17 protein-coding genes and 2 pseudogenes are annotated in these 21,068 nt (G+C 59.3%); 8 read left to right on the top strand and 11 right to left on the bottom strand.

Annotated features, from left to right (window positions below; genetic code table 11):
- Positions 1–832: 832 nt before the first annotated feature.
- Positions 833–1,444: an ATP-dependent Clp protease proteolytic subunit gene (locus tag EOA79_RS05605; RefSeq protein ID WP_127334679.1), complete on the bottom strand. Its 612-nt coding sequence runs from the start codon at positions 1,442–1,444 to the stop codon at positions 833–835.
- Between the two features lie 208 nt (positions 1,445–1,652).
- Between EOA79_RS05605 and EOA79_RS05600 the strand changes: the two genes are divergently transcribed.
- Entirely contained in the window at positions 1,653–2,840 is a 1,188-nt protein-coding gene (locus EOA79_RS05600; protein ID WP_095825930.1) for an NADH-quinone oxidoreductase subunit D, read from the top strand.
- Between the two features lie 149 nt (positions 2,841–2,989).
- Here EOA79_RS05600 and EOA79_RS05595 read toward each other — a convergent pair whose 3' ends face one another.
- Positions 2,990–3,742 (bottom strand): Crp/Fnr family transcriptional regulator, encoded by a 753-nt coding sequence (locus tag EOA79_RS05595; RefSeq protein WP_164746644.1) that lies wholly within the window; start codon positions 3,740–3,742, stop codon positions 2,990–2,992.
- 472 nt (positions 3,743–4,214) lie between these two features.
- On the opposite strand from EOA79_RS05595, the gene EOA79_RS05590 reads away from it, so the two are divergent.
- Complete coding sequence (locus EOA79_RS05590) at positions 4,215–4,418, top strand: hypothetical protein (protein WP_245479139.1); 204 nt, start codon at positions 4,215–4,217, stop codon at positions 4,416–4,418.
- 146 nt (positions 4,419–4,564) lie between these two features.
- Here EOA79_RS05590 and EOA79_RS05585 read toward each other — a convergent pair.
- From EOA79_RS05585 to ctaD, 3 genes and pseudogenes are all read right to left on the bottom strand, one after another.
- A pseudogene (locus tag EOA79_RS05585) lies at positions 4,565–5,198 on the bottom strand (MBL fold metallo-hydrolase); the annotation flags it as partial.
- Between the two features lie 135 nt (positions 5,199–5,333).
- On the bottom strand, positions 5,334–6,296 hold the full coding sequence (locus EOA79_RS05580; RefSeq protein WP_095825929.1) for a manganese catalase family protein: 963 nt from the start codon (positions 6,294–6,296) through the stop codon (positions 5,334–5,336).
- A 266-nt stretch (positions 6,297–6,562) separates the two neighbouring features.
- Entirely contained in the window at positions 6,563–8,221 is a 1,659-nt protein-coding gene (ctaD, locus tag EOA79_RS05575) for a cytochrome c oxidase subunit I (RefSeq protein ID WP_127334678.1), read from the bottom strand.
- Between the two features lie 334 nt (positions 8,222–8,555).
- Between ctaD and EOA79_RS05570 the strand changes: the two genes are divergently transcribed.
- On the top strand, positions 8,556–9,338 hold the full coding sequence (locus EOA79_RS05570; protein WP_127325730.1) for a DUF2243 domain-containing protein: 783 nt from the start codon (positions 8,556–8,558) through the stop codon (positions 9,336–9,338).
- Positions 9,339–10,171: 833 nt separating this feature from the next.
- On the opposite strand, the gene EOA79_RS05565 is transcribed toward EOA79_RS05570, so the two are convergent.
- The 4 genes from EOA79_RS05565 to EOA79_RS05550 all read right to left on the bottom strand — a co-directional run bounded on the left by EOA79_RS05565 (position 10,172) and on the right by EOA79_RS05550 (position 13,535).
- On the bottom strand, positions 10,172–11,539 hold the full coding sequence (locus tag EOA79_RS05565; protein WP_127239601.1) for a DegQ family serine endoprotease: 1,368 nt from the start codon (positions 11,537–11,539) through the stop codon (positions 10,172–10,174).
- A 106-nt stretch (positions 11,540–11,645) separates the two neighbouring features.
- A complete protein-coding gene (locus EOA79_RS05560) occupies positions 11,646–12,407 on the bottom strand; it encodes an ETC complex I subunit (RefSeq protein ID WP_206522066.1) in 762 nt (253 codons plus the stop codon).
- Positions 12,408–12,456: 49 nt separating this feature from the next.
- A complete protein-coding gene (locus EOA79_RS05555; protein WP_127334677.1) occupies positions 12,457–12,963 on the bottom strand; it encodes an Hsp20/alpha crystallin family protein in 507 nt (168 codons plus the stop codon).
- A 92-nt stretch (positions 12,964–13,055) separates the two neighbouring features.
- The gene (locus tag EOA79_RS05550; RefSeq protein WP_127213885.1) at positions 13,056–13,535 is read right to left on the bottom strand and encodes an Hsp20 family protein; all 480 of its coding nucleotides are present in this window, start codon (positions 13,533–13,535) and stop codon (positions 13,056–13,058) included.
- Here EOA79_RS05550 and EOA79_RS05545 point away from each other — a divergent pair.
- The 5 genes from EOA79_RS05545 (at position 13,513) to EOA79_RS34055 (ending at position 18,734) form a co-directional block, all read left to right on the top strand.
- Positions 13,513–14,547 carry a hypothetical protein gene (locus EOA79_RS05545; RefSeq protein WP_164896036.1) on the top strand — a complete coding sequence of 345 codons (1,035 nt, stop codon included), beginning with the start codon at positions 13,513–13,515 and terminating at the stop codon, positions 14,545–14,547. The genes EOA79_RS05550 and EOA79_RS05545 overlap by 23 nt on opposite strands.
- Before the next feature lie 298 nt (positions 14,548–14,845).
- On the top strand, positions 14,846–15,094 hold the full coding sequence (locus EOA79_RS05540; RefSeq protein ID WP_082048681.1) for a hypothetical protein: 249 nt from the start codon (positions 14,846–14,848) through the stop codon (positions 15,092–15,094).
- Between the two features lie 12 nt (positions 15,095–15,106).
- Complete coding sequence (locus tag EOA79_RS05535; RefSeq protein ID WP_245479138.1) at positions 15,107–16,471, top strand: tyrosine-type recombinase/integrase; 1,365 nt, start codon at positions 15,107–15,109, stop codon at positions 16,469–16,471.
- Positions 16,472–17,768: 1,297 nt separating this feature from the next.
- Entirely contained in the window at positions 17,769–18,305 is a 537-nt protein-coding gene (locus tag EOA79_RS05530) for a hypothetical protein (protein ID WP_126043593.1), read from the top strand.
- A gap of 297 nt (positions 18,306–18,602) precedes the next feature.
- On the top strand, positions 18,603–18,734 hold the full coding sequence (locus EOA79_RS34055) for a hypothetical protein (protein WP_268929511.1): 132 nt from the start codon (positions 18,603–18,605) through the stop codon (positions 18,732–18,734).
- Positions 18,735–19,297: 563 nt separating this feature from the next.
- Here the strand turns inward: EOA79_RS34055 and EOA79_RS05525 are convergent.
- Both EOA79_RS05525 and EOA79_RS05515 read right to left on the bottom strand, forming a co-directional pair.
- Entirely contained in the window at positions 19,298–20,398 is a 1,101-nt protein-coding gene (locus EOA79_RS05525; protein ID WP_091595756.1) for a DUF4238 domain-containing protein, read from the bottom strand.
- 411 nt (positions 20,399–20,809) lie between these two features.
- Positions 20,810–20,943: pseudogene (locus tag EOA79_RS05515) on the bottom strand (IS5/IS1182 family transposase); the annotation flags it as partial.
- Between the last annotated feature and the right edge of the window lie 125 nt (positions 20,944–21,068).

Raw genomic sequence — 21,068 nt, 5'->3', positions numbered from 1 at the left:
CGCCTGGGCCTCGGTGATACCGGTTTCGCGCATGAGAAACCGCACTCGAAAATCCCTTCACCGCCTGAATGCGTTCGTCGCGCTCTTTCTTGCTCTCGGCCATGGAGGGTCCCTCTGGCCGTGAATCCGGATCCGGGCGAAAGGTTCCATACGGCGGCTAGCTATCGCGGAGACGCCTCAGGTGTTCGGTGTGTTGGCGTTGGGCCGCCTCAAACTCCCGCAACAGGTGTTCGGCTTCACCTATGGGTTGGCCACGCACTTCCATTCTGGCGATCAACGCCCGCTGGCGCGCTACGCGTTCCGTGCGCTACCGAACGTGGCGCTGCGCCATTTCCAACGGGGTTTCGCGGCGGGATTGCAGGCGGATCATAGCAGGATTCAGCCGTCCCGTTTGCTGGTTCTCCTTGCCAACCCCGGACGGCAAGAGCCCGCTCGCCTGGGAGGCCGAACGGGCTCCGGGGAATGCAGCACAGATCCCCAAACGGCGCCTCGCCTGGCAACGCGCGCCGCGAGACCGAACCCACTATCCGTCGGTAGGTTCCATTAGAGAAGGCTTGAGAACCTATTCGCCGCGTCTAAGTTGCGGGCGTATCGCGATCGGCTTGAGCTAGGCGAAGCAAACACGCTGTACGCGGTGCCGCTGGTTCGCTTGCAGTCCCTGGCAATGGCACAAACCGACGTACAAGGGCTCGCCGGTGACAACGTCACTCACGGCACCGCAAAGGCATCCGCCGCTTCGCGCTACCAAGTCTGCGTTATCAGTCATGGCCGTCGTCCGTTTTTATTCGGCCGGCAAAGGCAAAGCCGGACAAGTCCGTTCAGAGGCCTAATTCTATCGGGCGATGTCCGCAACAAGACCCAACTCCAATGCTCTTTCGGCCATCAGGTAGCAGTTGTTTAAGGCGTGATCACGAAGCTGCTCCAGAGATATCTTCGAACCCTCCACAAGATCCTCAAAGCCTTCGTTTTCGAGCCGCTCAGCAGTCTGCAGCAAGGCAAGTTGTTCCCGGACGATCTGGAGGCAACTGCGGATTGGCCCATTCAGGACCAGTTCCTTTTCGAGCCGACGTTCGTGGACCAGCAAGACTGCCCGCGGACATAAAAACCGGGAACTCTTCGGGAAAGCTGCGAGGACGGTGATCCCGGCAGAATAGACCGTGTTCTTGCCAAGGACGAAGCCGTTGCGGCCAGAGTGTTTCAGGAACAGCTTGATCTCTAGGGCAATTCGTCGGGCGCCATCTGCGTCGCCGTCAGGCGTATCAATTTCAACGTACAGATCATTCCCGCCGTCACGAACCGCTTTCAGGTCATGGAGAACATTCGAAACGACGGTCTGGTCTATCAGGCCATGGACTCGTAGGTTTGGTTCGAACAGCAGCCGACTAAGGTCGGGAGCGGCACGCGACGTGCCGGCTTCTTCGCTGATGTGGGACGCTCTGTCCATGGGCAGTCCTTGTTTGCGTGCAGCCGGAACCAAGTGACAGCCTATTTGTTCCCGCTCGCCCCCGCGTCTATAGCCGGCACACAACCAATTGCAGGAGGAACGCGTGCACAATGCAATGCAGTCGGAATTTGCTTGGTGACGCAATGCGTGGGTGGAACATCCGGTTCGCCTCCCAGTTGGGTGCGTTCCCGCGCTGAGGAACGGCCGCTTGGCAGAGAATTCCGTCCGAAGCTTCAATATCAATTTCGGCCCTCAGCACCCGGCCGCTCACGGTGTGCTGCGGCTAGTGCTGGAGCTCGACGGCGAAGTAGTCGACCGGGTTGATCCGCATATCGGACTGCTTCATCGTGGCACCGAAAAGCTGATTGAGACGAAGACCTACCTGCAGGCCCTGCCGTATTTCGACCGGCTCGACTACGTGGCGCCGATGAACCAGGAACATGCCTGGTGTCTGGCGATCGAGAAGCTCACGGGTTTGACGGTGCCGAGGCGTGGGCAACTGATCCGGGTCCTGTATAGCGAAATTTCGCGCATCCTTTCGCATCTGCTCAACGTCACCACCCAAGCCATGGATGTCGGGGCGCTTACGCCGCCGCTCTGGGGCTTCATCGAGCGCGAGAAGCTGATGGTCTTCTATGAGCGCGCAAGCGGCTCACGGATGCATGCAGCTTTTTTCCGACCAGGCGGCGTACACCAGGATCTGCCCGACGAGCTTATCTCGGATATCGGCAAGTGGATCGATCCGTTTCTGAAATCAGTGGATGACCTAGACAGGCTGCTGACGGACAATCGGATCTTCAAGCTCCGCAACGTGGATATCGGGCAGATTTCGGAATCGGATGCTTGGGGTTGGGGGTTCTCCGGGGTAATGGTGCGTGGCTCCGGTGCTGCTTGGGACCTGCGCAAGGCCCAGCCCTACGAGTGCTATTCCGAAATGGATTTCGATATTCCGATTGGTAAGAACGGCGACTGCTACGATCGATACCTCGTGCGCATGGAGGAGATGCGTCAGTCAGCGAGGATAATGCGCCAGTGCGTGGATCTGCTGGCTAAAGAAGGGCCGGGTCCGGTTTCCAACGCGGACGGTAAGATCGTGCCGCCGAAACGTGCGGCCATGAAGCGGTCGATGGAGGCGCTGATACACCATTTCAAGCTCTACACCGAGGGATTTCGGGTCCCGACCGGAGAAGTGTATGCTGCTGTGGAAGCTCCGAAAGGAGAGTTCGGCGTCTACCTGGTATCTGACGGGACTAACAAACCTTACCGGTGCAAGCTGAGAGCCCCGAGCTTCGCGCATCTTCAGGCTATGGATCTGCTTTGCCGCGGCCATATGCTGGCTGACGTTACCGCCATCCTGGGCTCTCTGGACATAGTACTGGGGGACGTAGATCGTTAGCCCCCAAGGTCGGCCGGTCAAGTTGCCCGCGCTCTCACGGGAAACCAGGTAGACTACCGAATCCATAAGCCCCTCGAGGCAGCTCTCCGTCGCAAAGATCACCATGCTCTCGAGATGCTTAGCACCTCGGTCAATCCCCTCGCGGGGACTCATAGCGGCGTCACGTTCTTTTCGTGCAGGTAGGTGGTGTAAAAGTCCCCTGCACGCACGAGTTCATTCCAGTCGACAACTTTGAGCCTTGAGCCCGAGGTGGATATCAGGCCATCGCGGCGAAGTTCCTGAAGCACTCGGTTGACGTGAACGGTGGACAGACCCAGTGCGTCGCCAAGCACGGCCTGGCTGACCGGAAATTCCGCCACGTGGTCCTGAATTTGGCCGACTGCATGGAGACGGACGATGAGCTCACACAGGAGGTGAGCCATGCGAACATAGGCCTCCCGCCTTCCGACATTGGTGACCCACTCTCTATATATCGCTGCATCGATCAGCGTTGAGCGCCAGAACACGTTGGCGATGGACGGGTGTTTGGTGCAGATGGCACGCAGCGCATCGTGGCGCATGAACCCCACTCGGGCCGGCGTTAGTGGCGCGAAGGTGCAATCCATAACCGAAAGATGAATTCCGTGGAGATCCGGGAGGTCTCCCGGAACAAAGATCGATGTGATCTGCCGCTTCCCCTCGCCGGTGAACTTCGCAGATGACACCAGGCCGTCCAGAACAGCGAAGGAATGAGAGGGTCGGTCGCCCTCGCGCACGATATCGTCTCCTGCCCGGTAGTCGCGCTCCTGAACCGCGATATCTCTCAAAGTAGCAATATCGGCTGAGGCAAGATCAGAGATGATCTGGAGCTTGCGAATAATCAGGTCAGAGCAAGAAGCTGGCAACACTGAGCTGATCGACATAAGCCCCAACCTCTATCGGGCCCCAATGTTCCCGTGCGTGAGCATGGCTCTTTGTTCCCCAAGTTTATTGCGCCTCAAGACCCTGGGCCGCCGATGGAGTCTGGTCCGTTGACGCCTTTGTGTCGGCTTCCCAGCCCGAAAAGACGACCGCCCAACGGGCCGGGGGTGTGGGTCGATGGTCGTCGGATCGCGAGGGACGATAGAGTCAGCAAACTGCGTTGCGATAGGCCCTTACACATGTGTCAATGGTTCGGGCTCCGAGGAAAATAGTGCATGTTCTGTGGCCCCCAACGTGGCCCAACGCCATGGCCGAGTCCGACCTCTTGGAATGATTTTTGCTGATAACGAAGGAACAGCTTTTAGGATCGCAGGTTCGGAGCCCGGCGGCCCCTCTGCTTCCAAGGTGCCGTCGTGTCGAAGGCACCGCCTGCCCGGCGTGGTCGGGCGGCCCGCTTGGGAGGAGGAGAAGGCCATGGCTTCAGCAAGACTGGCGAAAGGCGCGTTCACACCTGTCGATGTTGAATTTCTTTGCCAGATTCTCGAGCGCGGTTCGGTGGCAAAGGAAACTGCCGCGGAGCGAGAGCGCCGCGCTTTGCGGATAGTTGCCAGCTACATGGCCGGCGTCACCGATGAGCGGCAGTTGATTGAGCTGTCTCACAAGCCGTTAGGACGGTAGCGCGAGCACCACCTGGCGACGCATCCTTTCAGCCGACAGCGCGAATACTCGAAGGACAGTGCTGTACAACAATTGTTGCCCGCTCCGACGGACAGGTTTTCTATCGCTCGCGATAAACCCTACCATTTTTCGCGGTTGCGGGCTCGCTGCTGCGTCGCTACCTCATAGGCGGACTCCTGCCCGGTTGTGATGAACGCATCACCTACGATCAGTGAGCGGTCCGTCTTGCGCCAAAGGGAAATATGTCCCGGCGCGTGCCCTGGAGTGTGGAGCCACTGCCAATCTGGCATTCCCGGAACCGAGCCATCGTCAGGGAGCGCGTTCAAACGGTCCCCGAGATCGACCGGCCCGCATGGGAAAAGCGGTGAGAGCAACGCCATCAGACCTCCGCCCGCCCACGGGTCAGGCGGGGGTAGGACGCTGTTCCGTTCAGATAGGGATGTTCGAGCGTGTGCGCATAGACCGGAGCCCCCCACATCCGCGACAGTTCAACGACCGTTCCCACGTGGTCGAAGTGACCATGCGTCAGGAGGATTGCCGCCGGTCAGGCGTTTTTGCCGAAACGCGCCTCCGCGACCGCGACAATGGCGCCTCGAGAGGTTGGCAGACCGGTATCAATCAGCACCCAACTGGAGTCGCGGGGCCGGGCATACCAAAGAACACCGCATTCACGATCGAAAGGCGAAGGTAGGCAAGATCGGGCGCGATACTCCAGGCCCCATCGCCGCGGTCCTCACGTCCGGCGCGATCGATCTTGGAGAGGGGTATTTGAATTGTCATTAGGCCGCGTTGCCTTGTCACTTTGTCTCAGAGTCGTCGCCCCGACGGCGCAGGGAACCGCCGTGTTCGGTCGCGACAGGTAGTTTCGCTTTGCGCACGCGAATACTGTCTTGAGGGCGCCCAAACCTGCAGAGACTACCTGGTTTTGCGAGTAGCGGCCGCTGCCTGCGCCGGCGCCTCCTGGATGTTGGCGGCGCCGCCCATGTCACCGTTCTTGGTGCGGCCCGCCCCCGGTCCTGCTCCAAGATCGGCGCCGGTCATCGGATCGGAAGCCGGGTCCGAGAGTGTCCGCTCCGCCAGATTGGCCGCGACCTTCTTGTCCTTGGCATTTAGCTTGACAGTCGCCATCCCGTCGCCCCCGTCGGCGGGCATCACCTCTTCGAGATTGTCGATGCGGTCCCATTCGCCTCCCGAGTTCCATGGTCCCGTGGCGTCTCCTTCGCCCTGCGAGGTGTTGACGTACATGCTGGCATACTTCTCGATGCCCGGGAGTTTGCCCGTCGGGAAGTTGTTCTCTATCGCGTACAGCGCTTTCTCGAAGGACTTCTGGTGGGCGACTTCGCGCGTCATCAGAAAACCGAGGGCATCCTTGACGCCGGGATCATCGGTGATGTTGATCAGTCGCTCGTACACGATCTTGGCACGAGCTTCGGCCGCGATGTTGGAGCGCAGGTCCACCGTTGGTTCGCCGCGAGAATCGATATAGGCGGCGGTCCAAGGCACTCCGGCCGAGTCGCACAATGCGGGTCCGCCGCCAAACAGGATTGACTCCTTGGCCGTTGTGCCGCTGGCGCCAACCATCAAATACAGCTCAGCTTCCTTCATCTGTCCCTCGGCAAGGTGTGCCTTGAGTCCCTTGTTCAGCATTGTGACAATTGACCCGACCACCTCGAGGTGGCTTAGTTCTTCGGTTGCGATGTCGAGCAACATGTCTTTTCGACCGACATCATCCTCGCCCAGCCCTTGGACGAAATAGCGCATAGCGGCGGCCAACTCGCCATCGGCTCCGCCGAACTGCTCCATTATCATGCATGCCAGTTTCGGATTCGGCTCCGACACACGGACGGTGTATTGCAGTCGCTTATTGTGCATGAACATGAGGTTTCTCCAGGGTTGGGGTTCCCCGAACATCCTTGGATCAGAAATGTTCCTTGGCGCTGGTCGTTCTGTTTGGCTATCAAGTTCGTGCATGGCGATGAATTATCCGCGAGCCCGACCGGGGATCAGGAACGGCTCGCTAGGGGCCCGGTACTCTCCCGGGCCAACACCAACCCCGTCGTGTTGGATGCTGATTGAGGGCCACGAGAGCCAGGGCATTGGCTGCAGGGATCGTCACGCATGGGCGCCGAAATCGCCGACCCGGGCTATTTAATGATCGGGAGCCTGTCCCATTGATGGAACGGCGGTGGCGAAGGCAACATCCACTCCAGGGTCGTGGCTCCCGGACCCCAAGGATTATCGCCGGCCTCCCTTCGTCTGTAGAAGGCGTCGACCACTCCGGCCAGGAAGAACAGTACGCTCGCGGCAGATATGTAGGCCCCATAGGAAGAGACCATATTCCAGCCTGCAAATGCATCGGGATAGTCTATGTAGCGGCGCGGCATGCCCGCCAAACCTAGAAAGTGATGCGGGAAGAAGACCAGATTGACGCCGACAAAAGTCGTCCAGAAATGCACTCCCGCCAGTAGAGTGTTATACATATACCCGGTCATCTTCGGGAACCAGTAATACCAGCCCGCGAAGATCCCAAAGAGAGCTCCCAGTGAGAGTATGTAGTGGAAATGCGCGACGACGAAGTAAGTGTCGTGCAATTCACGGTCGAGCGCAGCATTGGCCAGCTGAACGCCTGTTACCCCACCGATTGTGAACAGAAAAATGAATCCCAACGCCCAGAGCATGGGCGTTTGCAGGCGAATCGATCCGCCCCACATCGTGGCGATCCAGGAGAAGACCTTAATACCTGTCGGCACCGCAATCACCATTGTCGCGAAGGTAAAATAGCGCTGCGTGTCCAGGCCAATGCCGCTGGTGTACATGTGGTGCGCCCAGACGACAAACCCTATCGCGCCGATCGCCACGATCGCATAGACCATGCCGAGATAGCCGAAGATCGGTTTGCGCGAAAAGGTGGATATTACCTGGCTCACAATGCCGAATGCCGGGAGGATCATGATGTAGACTTCCGGATGACCGAAGAACCAGAAAAGATGCTGGTAGAGGAGCAAATTGCCGCCCTGGTCCGGGAGGAAGAAGGCAGTGCCGAAGTTCCGGTCGGTCAGCAACATCGTGATCGCGCCTGCCAGAACGGGGAGCGCGAGGAGAAGAAGGAATGCTGTAATCAGAACCGACCACGCGAAGAGAGGCATCTTGTGGAGCGTCATGCCGGGCGCACGCATGTTGAAGATCGTGGTGATGAAATTGATCGCCCCGAGGATGGATGAGGCCCCGGCAATGTGCAGCGACAGAATGACCAGGTCAACGGCAGGCCCAGGATGGCCCGACGTCGACAGCGTTGGGTAGAGGAACCATCCCGTTCCTGCACCATAGCCTCCTGGTACGCTGGGCATGAACAGCGACATCAAGAGCAAAATGAAGGCAGGCGGCAGCAGCCAGAAAGAAATGTTGTTCATCCGCGGGAAAGCCATATCAGGAGCCCCGATCATGAGCGGTATCATCCAGTTGGCAAAGCCGCCGATCAGACCGGGCATCACCGCGAAGAAGATCATGATAAGGGCGTGTGCTGTCGTGAATACGTTGTAGAGCTGCTTGCCTGCATCAATGGCCGTGGCACCCTCGAGGCCGTATACAAACGAGGCCAAGCCAGGAAAGATCTGTATACCCGGTTCCTGAAGTTCGATGCGCATAGCGACTGACAGGAGTATGCCAATGATGCCCGCAAGGATCGCGAAAATCAGATAAAGTGTCCCGATGTCCTTGTGATTAGTTGAGAACACCCATCGGGTGACTCCTGCCGGCTTGTGCGCCGGAGCCGGAGTATCGGCTTTCGCCGATGAGGCTGGCATAGTGATCTCCTTTGAGCAGGCAAGCGCGTCCCAACCTCGCATTGACGGTATTGTTCCTGATGATCAGCCGTAATCTCCAAGCCAAGGGAACAACTCCAACCCCGGGATGTTCGGGCAAACGGGCTGAACAGGGAGCGACGTCTGATGCTCGAAACTATTGCGGCAGTGCTAGTACTCCTGGCTGTGGTCGGAGGCCTAATCTGTGCGTTCTGGATTGAGGCGAGCTATGGCGTCCACGGGCTCACCGAAGACATTCCGGCTGCGCCAGTCGACGACCTCAGACCGAGGTTGCCGGTCACCCCTCGTCCGGCCACTTTGAGGTAGGGCGCCAGTCATGCGCTTGAACTGGCCAGCAATCAATCGGAAGGCCGTTGTCGGGTGGCTGCTCGTTGGCTTTGCGCTGGCCGGCTTTTTCGACGGCATCGTTCTGCATCAGATCCTGCAGTGGCACCACCTCCTGTCCGGCCTTCGCGAACCGGCAGGATCAGACTTGCGCTTCCAAATTCTGGCGGACGGCCTCTTTCACCTGCTCATGTATCTGTTGTGCATTTTGGGCACGGTGTTGCTCGTGGCGGCTCGTGCATCTGGCGCGCGCCCCGGCACGACGAGCGAAATTCTACGGCTCGCCTTGGCCGGGTTCGGCATCTGGCACATCGTTGACGCGGTCATCATTCATTGGCTGCTCGGCCTTCACCGGATCAGGATGGCGAGCGAAGTGCCCCTGGCATGGGACATCGGATGGCTGGTTATTTTTGGCATCTTGCCTTTGGTGCTCGTTCTCCTGATGCCCAATCGGGGAGGACCAGCACGGGGCGCGGCGGCTGCTTTGATGAGCGTTGCCATGCTAGCTGGGCTGACTGCGGGCGCAGGCCAGCGCTTCGAGGGTGCAACCCACACGATCGTCGTCTTCCGGGAAGGTCTAAGCCCGGCCCAAATGATGCGAGCCGTACTCGAGGCGCGGACGAACCTAAAATCGACAGATAAAGGTGGGACAATCTGGGTGGTCGACGAGGTCTCTTGGGCCGGCCTCATAACGCTTCACGCGGAAGGAGCCGTTCTCGTCAGCACAACGCCGGTCGCCGCGGGCTGCCTGGCCTGGTCTGCCGTCAAGGTCTGATGCGGGGCGCAGCTCGGCGAGTAGAAAAGGATGAGGCGCCAATCATTTCGTGGCGGTCGAGAAAGAGGCGGTAAGCATGCGCCCGCCCCCGTAAAAAACAAGGATTCCATCGCATACTCGAACTAAGGCGCCATTCGCAATCGCGTGACGAAGAAGCTATTTGCCGCCGCCGCTGCCTAGACTACATGCTGGGAATGCGACTCGAACCGCTGGGCGTCAAGCGAGAGCCCGGGAAGCCCGGTGCAGCAATCATGGCGCGGATAGCCGGCACGACGTTCCCAACGCTGCCCGGCGGCCTGTGCCGAGCGTCTTCGCGATGATGTGTGCTGCCTGAGACATGACCGGCCAGGTGAAGTTGGCGAGCACACGCTACGCCATGCGACCTCAAACGGGGGCGGTCCTGCCCGAGAAACCGGATCACAAAGAAAATGTTCCGACGCCGAGGAACACCTCGCATTCGGGTAAGTTTGGGGCCCGGCGGCACTATGCCCTCCGCTGTTTGCCGTGCGCTGCCGCGCGGAGCCCCTATCCTCCGCAGGCCCGCTCCTGCATGGCATCAGGGGTGGGCCGTTCTTTTGGTTGCCTTCGACATGATCGCTGCGCTCGATCAGGGGAATCGAGCAGGAGAACGGCGTCAAGCGTTCCGTTAGCGGGGGATCGCTGATGGCGAACGCCTACTTGCCGGTTCCCAACGCGCTTGATGGCGAGAGCGTTGGTCGAAGGGACTCGCCGTCCGTCATCACCCCATGCTCGGTGATGTAGGCAGCGAACATCCCGACGGCCAGAAATTGGAAGAGCCCGCTCTCGAGGGAAGGTCGAGCGGGCTCCGGAGTTTATCGCACAACCAGCAGAAGACGCCCCCCGTCACGGACCAGCTCCAAGGCCAGTATTGCGCGCTGGCCAGCGATCGCACTGCGCAAATCGGACACGGAAGAGACCGGCTTGCGGTTGACCGCCACGATCATGTCGCCGGTCCGCAACCCCGCTCTCGCCGCCGGGCTAGCGGGTTCGATGCTCTCGATGACGACCCCGTCCGCGCCTGCCCGCTGGGCTTCCTCGGCCGAAGCGTCACTCATCTTGGCGCCCTGCAGGAGGGTGCCTGCCAGCGTCTCCGACGCGCTTTCCTGTGCAGCGATCGTCACGTCGATTGTGACTTCGCCATTAGCGCGTTTGACGGCAAATTTGACAGTGCTTCCGGCAGGGGTGAGGCCGATCCGGTTTCTGAGGTCGGTCGTGCCTTGCACGGGATGTCCGTCGATCGCGGTGACGACATCGCCGACCTGCAATCCAGCCTTCTCTGCCGACGAGCCGGGTTCGACATTGGCGATCACCGCGCCGCGGAGGTCTCCGAGTTGCAGCGCCTTTGCGAGGTCCGGCGTCAAATCCTGGATGCCGATCCCCACCTTTCCGCGCCGCACCTCGCCGTGGGCGATCAACTGCTTCATCACGGAAACAACCATGTTACTCGGCACGGCGAAGCCGATGCCGACATTGCCGCCGGCTGGACTGAGGATAGCCGTGTTGATGCCGATCAGCTTGCCGTCCAGAGTAACCAGGGCGCCGCCGGAATTGCCCGGATTGATCGAGGCGTCGGTCTGGATGAAATCCTCGTAACCCTCGATGTTGAGTCCACTGCGGCCAAGCGCGCTGACGATGCCGGAGGTCACGGTCTGGCCGAGACCGAAGGGATTGCCAATTGCCACGACATAGTCGCCGACCTTCAGGGCGTCTGAATCGCCTGTCTGTATCGCCGTGAGGTTTTTAGCGTCAATCTGAAGCAGCGCGATATCGGTGTCCTTGTCGCTGCCGATCAGCTTCGCCGGGAATTGCCGGCCGTCCTTGAGGGTGACCGAGATTTCGCTGCCGTCCCCAGCGACGTGATTGTTGGTCAGGACATAGCCCTTCGCCGGATCGACGATCACGCCAGAGCCGGCGCTCATCCTGGCCTGCGGCAGCTGCTCCGGCCCGAAGAAGCGCCGGTAATTAGGGTCGCTGTAAAGCGGATTGTCTTCCTTGGGGGCTTTGGAAACGACCGCGATATTGACGACGGCCGGTGTGACGCGCTCCAGCATGGGCGCAAGCGTCGGCAGGCTGGATGCTTCAGCCGGTGCCGCCGTTTGCGCAGCAACGGGAGCGAGGCTGAAGAAAATGGCCCCCATCGCAACGGCGACGACGCGGAGGTTCGATGTGAGAGCGAGCATTGTTTGCCTCCCTGACCTGGTGTTGTCACTCCTGTCTGCGGGGCTACGCCCGCGGGGTTGAAAAAGCGGGCCCGGAACTTGCTCCAGACCCGCTCGTAGGCACACCTCATGCCGCCTTGCGCATGCCTGAATTGGCTTGGTCAGCCGCAACCTCCCGTTCGAGCGCGAGCAGCGCCTGCTGGACCTCGTCGAGGCGCGAGGGGCGGTCGTTTTCAGGCATGCCCTCATTGGTCGCCAGATCGATCAGATACTCCGTCCAAGCCCAGTTCATCAGGATCGAGCGCTTGGCCTCCAGCGTCAGCTTCGGATCGCGGGCCACGCCCATCGGCGACGTCCAGCTTTCCGGACCGGATGGATCGTTGCGGTTTGCAGCGCCGTCGAGGGCGCACCCGTAGCTCTCCTGAAGCGCGCCAAGTCCGAGCCGGTCGAGTGTCATGTTGGAAAAGCCGTAGGTCGACCTTCCGGGCTTGGCAGGCCTGGTCGCCCCATCATCAGCCTGCTCCGTCGCATTCTGAACGACATAGGACAACCCCTGTCGCTCGGCGTAGCGAACGGCCGACTCCAGCGTCGGGAAGTTCAACTCGACCTGGGTCAGCGTATCGCGGCTCCCGGTGTAGCCCATTAGCGGCTCGACAAAGGGCGCGGTGCGCCGCTCGAAAACGAGACGCCAGCCGCGCGTGCGGGCCGTGCCGGAAGTCGTCGCCGCGCGGGACGGCTTGTAGATCCGTGCGACGGCGTCGCCCGGGAAGGTCGAGCGTCCCATCGAAAGGGGCTTCTGCCGGTTGTCGTTCGACGACCACCCCCGCGGGATTGGTGCTCTGGTGGATCTGTCAACCTCTTTCCATCGTTCATCCTCCCTGTCTGGCATGGATGCTGCCGGCGGGGCCCTACAGCCGGCCGCCGGCGCCTGCCACGCGTCAGCTCTTGATGGCGATGCGCTTTCCCTGCGACTGCGCCTTCTCGCTCTTGGGCAAGGTCACGGTCAGCACACCATTGCTGAAGCGGGCATCGACCTTGTCTTTCTTGACCTCGTAGCCGAGCGGGAGACGGCGCTCGAAGCGGCCATAGAAGCGCTCGGAGAACTGCCTGTCCCTGTCCTCCGTTTCGGAACGCTTCTCGCCGTTCAGCGTGAGTACGCCGTCGTCGAGCAGGACTTCGATGTCCTTCTCCTCAAGACCGGGCACCTCGGCCGTCACCTTGACCTCCGTCTCGCCGTCGGAAATCTCGACGCTTGGCCAACCGCCGCCGAAGGCGGAAGCGCCACTGAAGGCAGGTAGGGTCGAACCGAAGCCGCGGAAGACATCATCGAACAGCCGGTTCACCTCACGATGCAGCGCCAGCAACGGATCACGGTCGCCAGCGCGGAATAAGGTCGCCTGATTGCCGTTGTCGCGGCCCCAAGGGATCAGATCTCGAACGCTCATTTTTTCTTCTCCTTTCGTTCGTTGTGACAATGCACCATTCGGCGCCGGGCTCATGACCCGGCGCCCGCGCGCGAGTGCGCTCGCGGAATGCCCTAGGCGGCCGGCTTCTCAGCCTCGATCTGCTTCGGCGAGGAGTTCGGCGTCGCCTTGCCGCTCGTCGCGATTTCGATCTGGCGCGGCTTCATCTCTTCAGGAACTTCGCGCTTGAGATCGATCGTCAGCAGACCGTTGACCAGGCTGGCGTTCACCACCTTCACGTGGTCGGCCAGCTCGAAACGGCGCTGGAACGCGCGACTGGCAATGCCTCGATGAAGATACTGGCCATTCTCCTCGCCCGCCTTGTGACCGGACGCCATGAGCGTGTTCTGCTCCTGGGTTAGGGTCAGATCGTCCTGGCTGAAGCCAGCTACCGCCATGGTGATGCGGTAATCGTCCTCGCCGAGCTTGGCGATGTCATATGGAGGCCAGCTGTCGATGGTTTCGCCGCGGCTCGCGGCCTCAAGCGCGTTCAGCATTCGGTCGAAGCCGATGCCCGACCGAAAAAGTGGAGTGAAATCGAGAGTGGTTCTCATAGCCAAGGTAGAGGACTACCTTAAGGAACTGCTGGCCGGAGCCCTCGCCGAGCAGGTTTCCAAAGCCTTTTCCAAGCAAGCACCGGCGAGATCCGGTCCGAGTCCCTTCGCTGACATGCCAGGCGACTACTTCGATCCGCCATCCAACGCGTTCGCCGAGTTGTACGGTGCAACTCGTATTTCAAGCGATCCGGGTTTCAAGGGGTCCGACGGCGCGAACCCGATATCGGGCGACATCTACTTCGAAGGAACATTGCCCAAGTCCGCCAAGAGTGTCGTCGTCGGCAAGTCGATCTTGGCTGTAATGAGCCCGATTTGTGACCTGGTCGATCGGGGTGACAAGCCCCCAGCCGCCAAGTCGGTTCTGTTGCTTCGCGGCACCCTAGCTCACTCTCTAAAGGGAACCTCCGGGCCAAACCCGATAGCAATTGGTTCGCGTCTGTACGAAATCGATTGGGACCTAAAATTCCCACAGGCCTTGAAGATTGAGGACCTGAAGCAGAAAGTCGAAGGCAGCGATCTCAAATGGGTTGGTCGCCTCCGACAAGAGCATTTCCTGTCGCTGCAGGCGGACTACCTTGCCTCGCTTGGCCGAATAGGCGTGCTCAAGGCGCCAGCCCATTTCGAAGCTCTTGCCGGGCGAATTTGCATTCGGGAAGGAAATGTGGAAGCCCCTATTGGAGATCCCTTCAAGGCCAAACAACAGTTCGCCTTTCTGAGTCGTGAGCATAATAAGCCAGTGGAGAAGCAATCGGTCTTCTTCACCGGCGAGTTTGTGGTCTGGTTCCTCGAACAACTCAACACGATCCAGAATGATACGAGCCGTGTCGCTGCCACCAAGGGCAAGGCGAAGACGCTGATTGAGAAGCTCAGCCCGGTCGTAGAGCTGCAGAAAAACCGAACGCTCGCCCAGCATAAGTTCAACGATGTCTTGTCCGTCACACTTGTGGCGGGGACAACAGCGGCGGCAGCGAAAACGCAAGAAATTCAGATTCTTTTATGGCGGGTCTAGTCTCAACGAGGCCAGTCCCAAATGCTCAACTCAAGGCCTTGGCGGGCCGACCGCCAGTCGTCCGCTATGACGCCACACGGTATGCAAAGGGCACCGGTTCAAGATGTGGGGAACGTTTGTAGCGCTCTACCGCTACCAACCCCCGACTTTGACAATCGGCGAAGCAGTGGCCGAAGGCGACCATCCTATTTACAGGTCGCGACCGCGATTTGCCGAACGGACTGATCAGCTCTCTTCCTTCTACGATGAGTGGGGGCTAACCGAGGCCGGTCTTATTCGTAGAACCTTGGATGAAGCGGTGAAAAGCGACAGCCTCTCCTACCCTCCTCGCGGCCTCTCACGCGAAGAAGCCGCCCGATATGTTGGCGTGGGCATAACCAAATTCGACCAGATGGTTGCTGACCGCCGCATGCCGAAGCCGAAGAAAGTTGACGGTCGCGTGATTTGGGACCGGCTCAAACTCGAAGCGGCCTTTGGCGAACTACCTGGAGACGATGAAGAAAATATCGTCGACTTCCTGTTGCAAGGGAATCATCGCAGGGAATAGATTCGTTCTGCCATGACCGACAAATATCCCGGCCTCTCCTCCTACACCGACCGCCATGGCAAAGTTCGCTGGCGCTATCGGACGAAGGAGCGTGTGGTTAGTCTGCCAGCCCCCAATCAGGCGGGTTTCAAGGAGGCCTATCAAGCAGCGGTCGAGGGCCGGAAAGTCCCAAAGGCTCCCGTCGTCCGTATGCCCGGAGCCGCCCTGCCCGGCACGTTTGGAGCGGCCTTTCAGCGGTTGAAAATCTCGGTCAAATGGCTGGCGCTTGACGAAGCCAGCAAGCGCAAGAACACGCAGCTGATCGAGGAGTTCCTAGAACTCCGGGTGGTCGCAGATCACCCGCTCATCTGGCGGGATGTAGCGGTAAAAAACCTTCGACGTATCCATATTGAAGAGCTTCTTGGCCGCTTCATCGCCACCCCACATAAGGCCAAGCACCTTTTGGTGGGCATACGCAAGCTGGTCTATGTCGCGCTGCGGCAAGACTGGATCGAAATCGATCCCACAGCGGCGGTCGAATGGCGTCCCGCCTATGCCGGTTGGAAAGCTTGGTCGCGCGAAGCGATGGCGCAATTCGAAAACCGTTGGCAACTCGGCACCGCGGCACGCACTTGCTACGGCTTGGCGCTTTGGCTGGGCAACCGTCGCGGCGATGTCGCGGGCCTGCGCTGGGATCAGAGGGTCACCCGCCGTGTCTTCATCGATGGTGTCGAACGTCACTTTGACGGGTTTGATATCGTTCAGGGCAAGAACAAGGGACGAACTGGCGGCAAGCGGCTTTTCGTGCCGATCACACCGATGTTGTCTGAGATCCTGGATGCGGCCGACAGGCGCGGCGAGACCGTTCTGGTCAACGGCTATGGTGAGCCGTTCTCCGCCAAGTCGCTGACAGGAATGATGGCGCATTGGTGCAAGCTTGCGGGTCTGCCGAAGGGGTTGACCCTGCATGGACTGAGGAAGTCGCTTGGTGTCTATCTGGCAGAGGCCGAGGCCTCGACCAGGCAGCTCATGGACGTGCTCGGTCACGACGATATCGATCATGCCGAGCTCTATTCGCGCGAGGCGTCGCAGGTTCGGCTGGCGGTGCAGGGGATGGATCGAGTCGTACGCTTGGTGACGCGTAAGCCGATGCTTGGCGAACCCATTGGCGAACCTCGTGGCGAACCACCCCATAAACTATTGATAAATAACGACAATGGTGGGCCCGGAGGATGTGCCGGGACCGTTGATTTCATTGGCTTTCTCGTGGGCCAAAATCAGAAATCTTCCCGTATCGCTCCGTATGGTTCCGCGCCTAAGCAAAGGACGCTGCACAAGATGGGGCTTCATGCAGGTCTGAGCCCCCGACCACTGTGGCGAGCGAGCAATCTTGGGTGAGATGAGCAATGCTGGCCGCAAGCTCCATAGGTCCACCTAGGTGTTCAAGCACCTGGCGGGCAAGCGACTCCGACTCCTCCTTGGAAAGAGGCGGCACGTCGATGACGCTCAGACGGTCTCCAGAAAAGGAATAGCTGCTTGCCTGGGCCCGGATATGCTCAACTCCATATCGTCGGAAGACAATGAGCAATTTTACACGACCCACGTTGGCCGCGGCGTAATTGAACAATGGCTGGAGACTTGTCGCTGTCATGAGCATCATCGACGACGAGGAGCAGGTCACCGGAACCAAGCTCTTCTAGAGACACCTTGGTGATCTCCATTGTCGGTGAGACAAGCCTGATCCTAGTCGCAGACTGATCGGCGGCGATTTGGTCCAGAATGGCTTGGAGCTCGAGATTTGCCGCCGCCGCCAGACCCCGTTACCAGCGTCACGCCAACGTCCGATTCTTGTGTGCTTCCAAGGCTTCAGCAAGGGGAGCTTCTCTGCCGACCAGCTGCCAAGTATGGGTGAACAAGGTTTCCTTGCGTGCGAGAGCCGCAAAGAATTCCTGAGCCGTTTCCCACGGACTTGTGGGAGAGACGCCGAGAAGGCTATTGTCGATGTAGTTATCAGCATCCCAAAGGCTTCGGGTCGTTCCTAATATTCGGTTCAATCCGCTCAATGACGGGCTCGAACGCGGCATTAGCGACTTCGATGAGCACAGATCGATCAGCCCCGGCGACTGGCAGGGACGCAATGATGGCATTGGGATCCATGAGAGGATGATCCTTTTGGAGTGGCGTTTGGGACATCAGCCTGCGGTCGCCATGCCGACGGTGGTTCTTAGTGTGGTGGCCAATCGAGCCCAGGCGCTACCCTATGCTTACATGCGCACAGGCAGGATACGTGAGAATTTCGCAGATGCGGTCCAAAGCAGATGGGGCAGCACCTGCGGGCAGTCCGTCATCCAGGTCCTGCAAGGTGGGAGCTGAGTTGCTTACCTCAGCAGTGCCGCTCGCCCGCGCTATGGCCGGCAGTTCTAAGCTTTAGAGGAATAATGCGGGGCCGTTTTCGGATGAAAACGCCGATTGCCAAACGCCGCACCGGCTGGAATTTTTCGCGCTCAGCCTCTCCGTAAGCCGTAAAAGCGCGGAAAATTACGTGTCGCTGAATTTTCCGCGCTTTTGGATTCACGAGCGGGAATTTTCCGCGCTTTTAAACTGATCGGAGCTATTTAAATCGCTTGAGAATCCATCCGTTGCTACAATATCAAAGAGCGCACGGGGCAGACCGACACCAACTGGAGGCAAAGCAATGGAAGAGATTCAGAAGCGCCGCGTCGGCCGCCCAATTGGCAGCGGCGTCAAGAACAACGATCAGGCCCTTGCCAAGGTCGCAAGTATCTTGCTGGATAATCCTTCCATGAAGGCGACTTCAGCCATGAGGCGGGTCCTCAATGATATGTCCAGCTCGCGGAGGGAGACAGACGTTACCTTGATCCGTCGATGGCAGGGGCGCTGGAAGCTGAACAGACAGAAATTCATGAACGAAGCGGCGGCAACGAGAGCTGCAAGGACGGCGAGAGCGCCCTCGCGCACGACGTCATCGATCTCCGACTCGGCTAGCGAGTACCTTATGCGGAAAGCCAAAGAGACGGCGAGTATGTACAATTTTTCGGAAGCATCTGCTCTCCAAAAGGCCGCGGCTGGATACCTCGATACGCCCCTCAGGAAAGAGGTACATGGTGTTTTAGACTCACTGGCGCTGAGGACGGCGCTGGGTCTTCACGAATCGTCCATTCAGCGAGAATTGCGGCGCATGACGGATTCCACTGTCATGGAACGATGCTGAAAGCCTTGGAGGAGCAGGATCGCTTCCTTGCCGAGCTGAAAAAATGGGGTTGAGGCTACAAAAACTGCCCAATAACGGCAATTGACGCCAAGGCAGCGCGCGACCGGTTCGCGAAGGACAGATTTCGGCCCCAGCCGGGACTGAAACGACGCATTTTGTAGGTATAATTTTCTAAGATGGCGCTTTTGCAATTGACGCCTGCAAGGGTGCCTCATGCTTGCGCCGTAAAACGCAACACGAGCGCAGACGGTTCAGTCTGTCGTTTGAACCTGGAATCTGGTGAAGGCAACCGAACCAATGGACAAGATCACAATCGACTTCTGGGGCTTTGCAATAACGGCCGAAGGGTTTTACGGCGTCTTGGCCGCGTCGGGGCTGGTGATGGCCATTGTCATTGTGTTGAAGGTCGGGAGGCGTCGGGGTACCTAAGGCTGCTTCTCGGCAAGACGGAGGGCATCGATGTGCGAAGCCAGTATGACATTGTTAAAGATTGGGCACTCCTATCCGACGACGAGGCGATGGAAGCCGAGATCGAAGGCACGGCAAGGACGCTACCACGTCGGTCGCCTAGTGTCCCTTGGAAGTGTCTGGCAATCGTGAAGATGCCGAATATCGATTCTGGTTCGATCTGTTTTTGAGACTTTCCAGAAAGGACGACGTCGGGTGGGCTTAGCCCGTAGGAGACTAACCTAACCAATCTGTCCCAGTTCGCATGGGACGCCACTCCCGCAAACGATAGCGGCTGCTCTTCGTGCTTCACACGCTAAGCTGTAAAGTCAAAGCCGACGCCGTACCTCCGTTCTATGACCCACTCGGGGACCAGCATCCCGCCATCGGCCAACGCGTTGCCTTTGCGATTGGCAAAAGGATTGGCGGAAAGGGCCATGAACGAGGATGACGACACCCTCTTCTTGGTCTTCGATGAAACCGAACAACCCGAAAACGCCGCCAGGTGAGAATGATGGCGAAGCGCCAGAATAGCATTGGTCTCCTTAGCCTCGAACCTTCCGCCAAGGCGGACTACCCCAAAGACTTGACGTCGCAGTCCTCCGACGGCGGAAGCCTGCGCCCGTATCGTTGGTGAAGACGAAACGATTGTTTCGAAACTTCAGGAACGAGGGCCACGTTGGCGGAACCGGCCTGACAGTTCTCACGTGGATAAGCACGTCGTCATGCTCCCGAGCGTCGGGGGCATCTACGACTGCGTAGTGAGTATGAGTTTCGGTTCTGCCGTCGGCTACCGCCATAACCACGTCAAACCGACTCGGGGGTCGCAGATGCGCAACTGAGATCGCTATAGCTTGCACATCATCCCCAGAGCTACGCTCGCCAAAGTACAGATTTGCCGCGCAGTTCAGTACCTGCTGGTGGTTGCACGCAAGAATGTCCGCCGTATTTGACACATCGATCCAGCCACCGACGTGCTCGGCTTGATAGACGTCGCCATCCAGGAGAACAGCCAACAGCGTTGGCGAAAGCGGCAGGAAGAGAAGCGCACCTGCGCTGGAGATTCCAAAAGATCTGTGCTGCGCATGCCTGTGCTGTTGATGCCAGCGGTTGGCGAGAGCAGCAGGGTCATCTGATGTGAGAAACGGCACCGAGGTAAGGTTGCGAACAACCCGCACCTTTAGATCGTCTACGACGCTCATCGTTTTGGCGTAGTGATGCATCGCCGAGATCACCGCACTTTTGACGGCCTCCTTGAAAGACGGTTGTTCGAAGTCCGCACCTTTGACTGACGTGGCAGCGAAAGCAAACTCCGCGGATCGACGCGCGGCGGCTTCTGTGCGGACATGCTGCAGGTAGGCGAAACGCCTGAGGATTGTGGCATGAAGATCCTTGATGACCGCACGTGGCTTGAGCAACGACGAAACGCAGTCGCCATAGTGTCCCTCGACGGTCTGGATTGCGGTTTCGAGCCTTGGGTCCTGCCCGTAGAAGTAATCCCTGGAACACTGATTCTTCACCGGGGCATCGAAGAATGATTGGTTGCGATCAAGGTTAAACAGGTGAATGGCTTTGCCTTCGGCACACACGCTGAAGGGCGATAGATGTACCCGGGGAACAAAGTGCTGGTTCTTGTTCTCCGCCATGCAATTGAGCGATCCGCCATTCCGGCACTGCCGTGGGGGCGCTCAAACACCCGCGCCAAGCCGTTGCTATCACACAGAGCTTCCAGCGGGAATGTACGTCTCAGGCCCGCCCTTCCTGGCACTCAATCGAAGAGACGTGACGAACGCCGTCGCAGGGTGGCGTTCGTTTCACGAAGCGTCAGACTTGGATGCGGCCGACGCGCTGTCCCGGGAGGACGGCTCCAAAGGAGACGGCGTGCAGGGCTGGCTTGTCCCCAACACGGGAGCGCAGCGAAGGAGCGGGCAGGAACGGGACAAGACGGCCGCGCCGGCTAGACCCGAGTAACCTTCCGATACCATGCCAAGGCGTCCGAAGGCCGGCGAAAAAGAATAGCGGTCGATCCTCGCTCAGGGCGAACCAGTAGTTCCGCTGAACATGAAGTCGGCGCGCGAGAAAGTGCCATCCGTGCGGTTTTATCGAACACGGGGATATGCTGCGCGATCTCCCGTTCCTTGACCAACCAGGCGAGGTTCGCTGCCGATCCGTAGGCGCTGTCGGCGGCCAGATGCGTCGGCTTCTGGGCCGCAAGCGGACTATTTGTTTTCGGGTTGGCCGGTCTAGAAACGGACTAACACGTCCAGCATAGCGCGGACCGCTTGGCGCCAACAGCCGTCCTGAGAACTGTCCGGT

The sequence above is a fragment of the Mesorhizobium sp. M1A.F.Ca.IN.020.03.2.1 genome (assembly GCF_004023205.1).
Lineage (GTDB): Bacteria > Pseudomonadota > Alphaproteobacteria > Rhizobiales > Rhizobiaceae > Mesorhizobium.
This window is presented reverse-complemented; position numbering and strand designations above follow the sequence as displayed.

Bases quoted from the DNA above. Each gene is read 5' to 3' on its own strand.
- EOA79_RS05605 (WP_127334679.1), bottom strand. From the start codon at position 1,444: ATGGACAGAGCGTCCCACATCAGCGAAGAAGCCGGCACGTCGCGTGCC.
- EOA79_RS05595 (WP_164746644.1), bottom strand. From the start codon at position 3,742: ATGTCGATCAGCTCAGTGTTGCCAGCTTCTTGCTCTGACCTGATTATT.
- EOA79_RS05590 (WP_245479139.1), top strand. From the start codon at position 4,215: ATGGCTTCAGCAAGACTGGCGAAAGGCGCGTTCACACCTGTCGATGTT.
- EOA79_RS05580 (WP_095825929.1), bottom strand. From the start codon at position 6,296: ATGTTCATGCACAATAAGCGACTGCAATACACCGTCCGTGTGTCGGAG.
- ctaD (WP_127334678.1), bottom strand. From the start codon at position 8,221: ATGCCAGCCTCATCGGCGAAAGCCGATACTCCGGCTCCGGCGCACAAG.
- EOA79_RS05570 (WP_127325730.1), top strand. From the start codon at position 8,556: ATGCGCTTGAACTGGCCAGCAATCAATCGGAAGGCCGTTGTCGGGTGG.
- EOA79_RS05565 (WP_127239601.1), bottom strand. From the start codon at position 11,539: ATGCTCGCTCTCACATCGAACCTCCGCGTCGTCGCCGTTGCGATGGGG.
- EOA79_RS05560 (WP_206522066.1), bottom strand. From the start codon at position 12,407: ATGCCAGACAGGGAGGATGAACGATGGAAAGAGGTTGACAGATCCACC.
- EOA79_RS05555 (WP_127334677.1), bottom strand. From the start codon at position 12,963: ATGAGCGTTCGAGATCTGATCCCTTGGGGCCGCGACAACGGCAATCAG.
- EOA79_RS05550 (WP_127213885.1), bottom strand. From the start codon at position 13,535: ATGAGAACCACTCTCGATTTCACTCCACTTTTTCGGTCGGGCATCGGC.
- EOA79_RS05535 (WP_245479138.1), top strand. From the start codon at position 15,107: ATGACCGACAAATATCCCGGCCTCTCCTCCTACACCGACCGCCATGGC.
- EOA79_RS05530 (WP_126043593.1), top strand. From the start codon at position 17,769: ATGGAAGAGATTCAGAAGCGCCGCGTCGGCCGCCCAATTGGCAGCGGC.
- EOA79_RS34055 (WP_268929511.1), top strand. From the start codon at position 18,603: ATGGACAAGATCACAATCGACTTCTGGGGCTTTGCAATAACGGCCGAA.
- EOA79_RS05525 (WP_091595756.1), bottom strand. From the start codon at position 20,398: ATGGCGGAGAACAAGAACCAGCACTTTGTTCCCCGGGTACATCTATCG.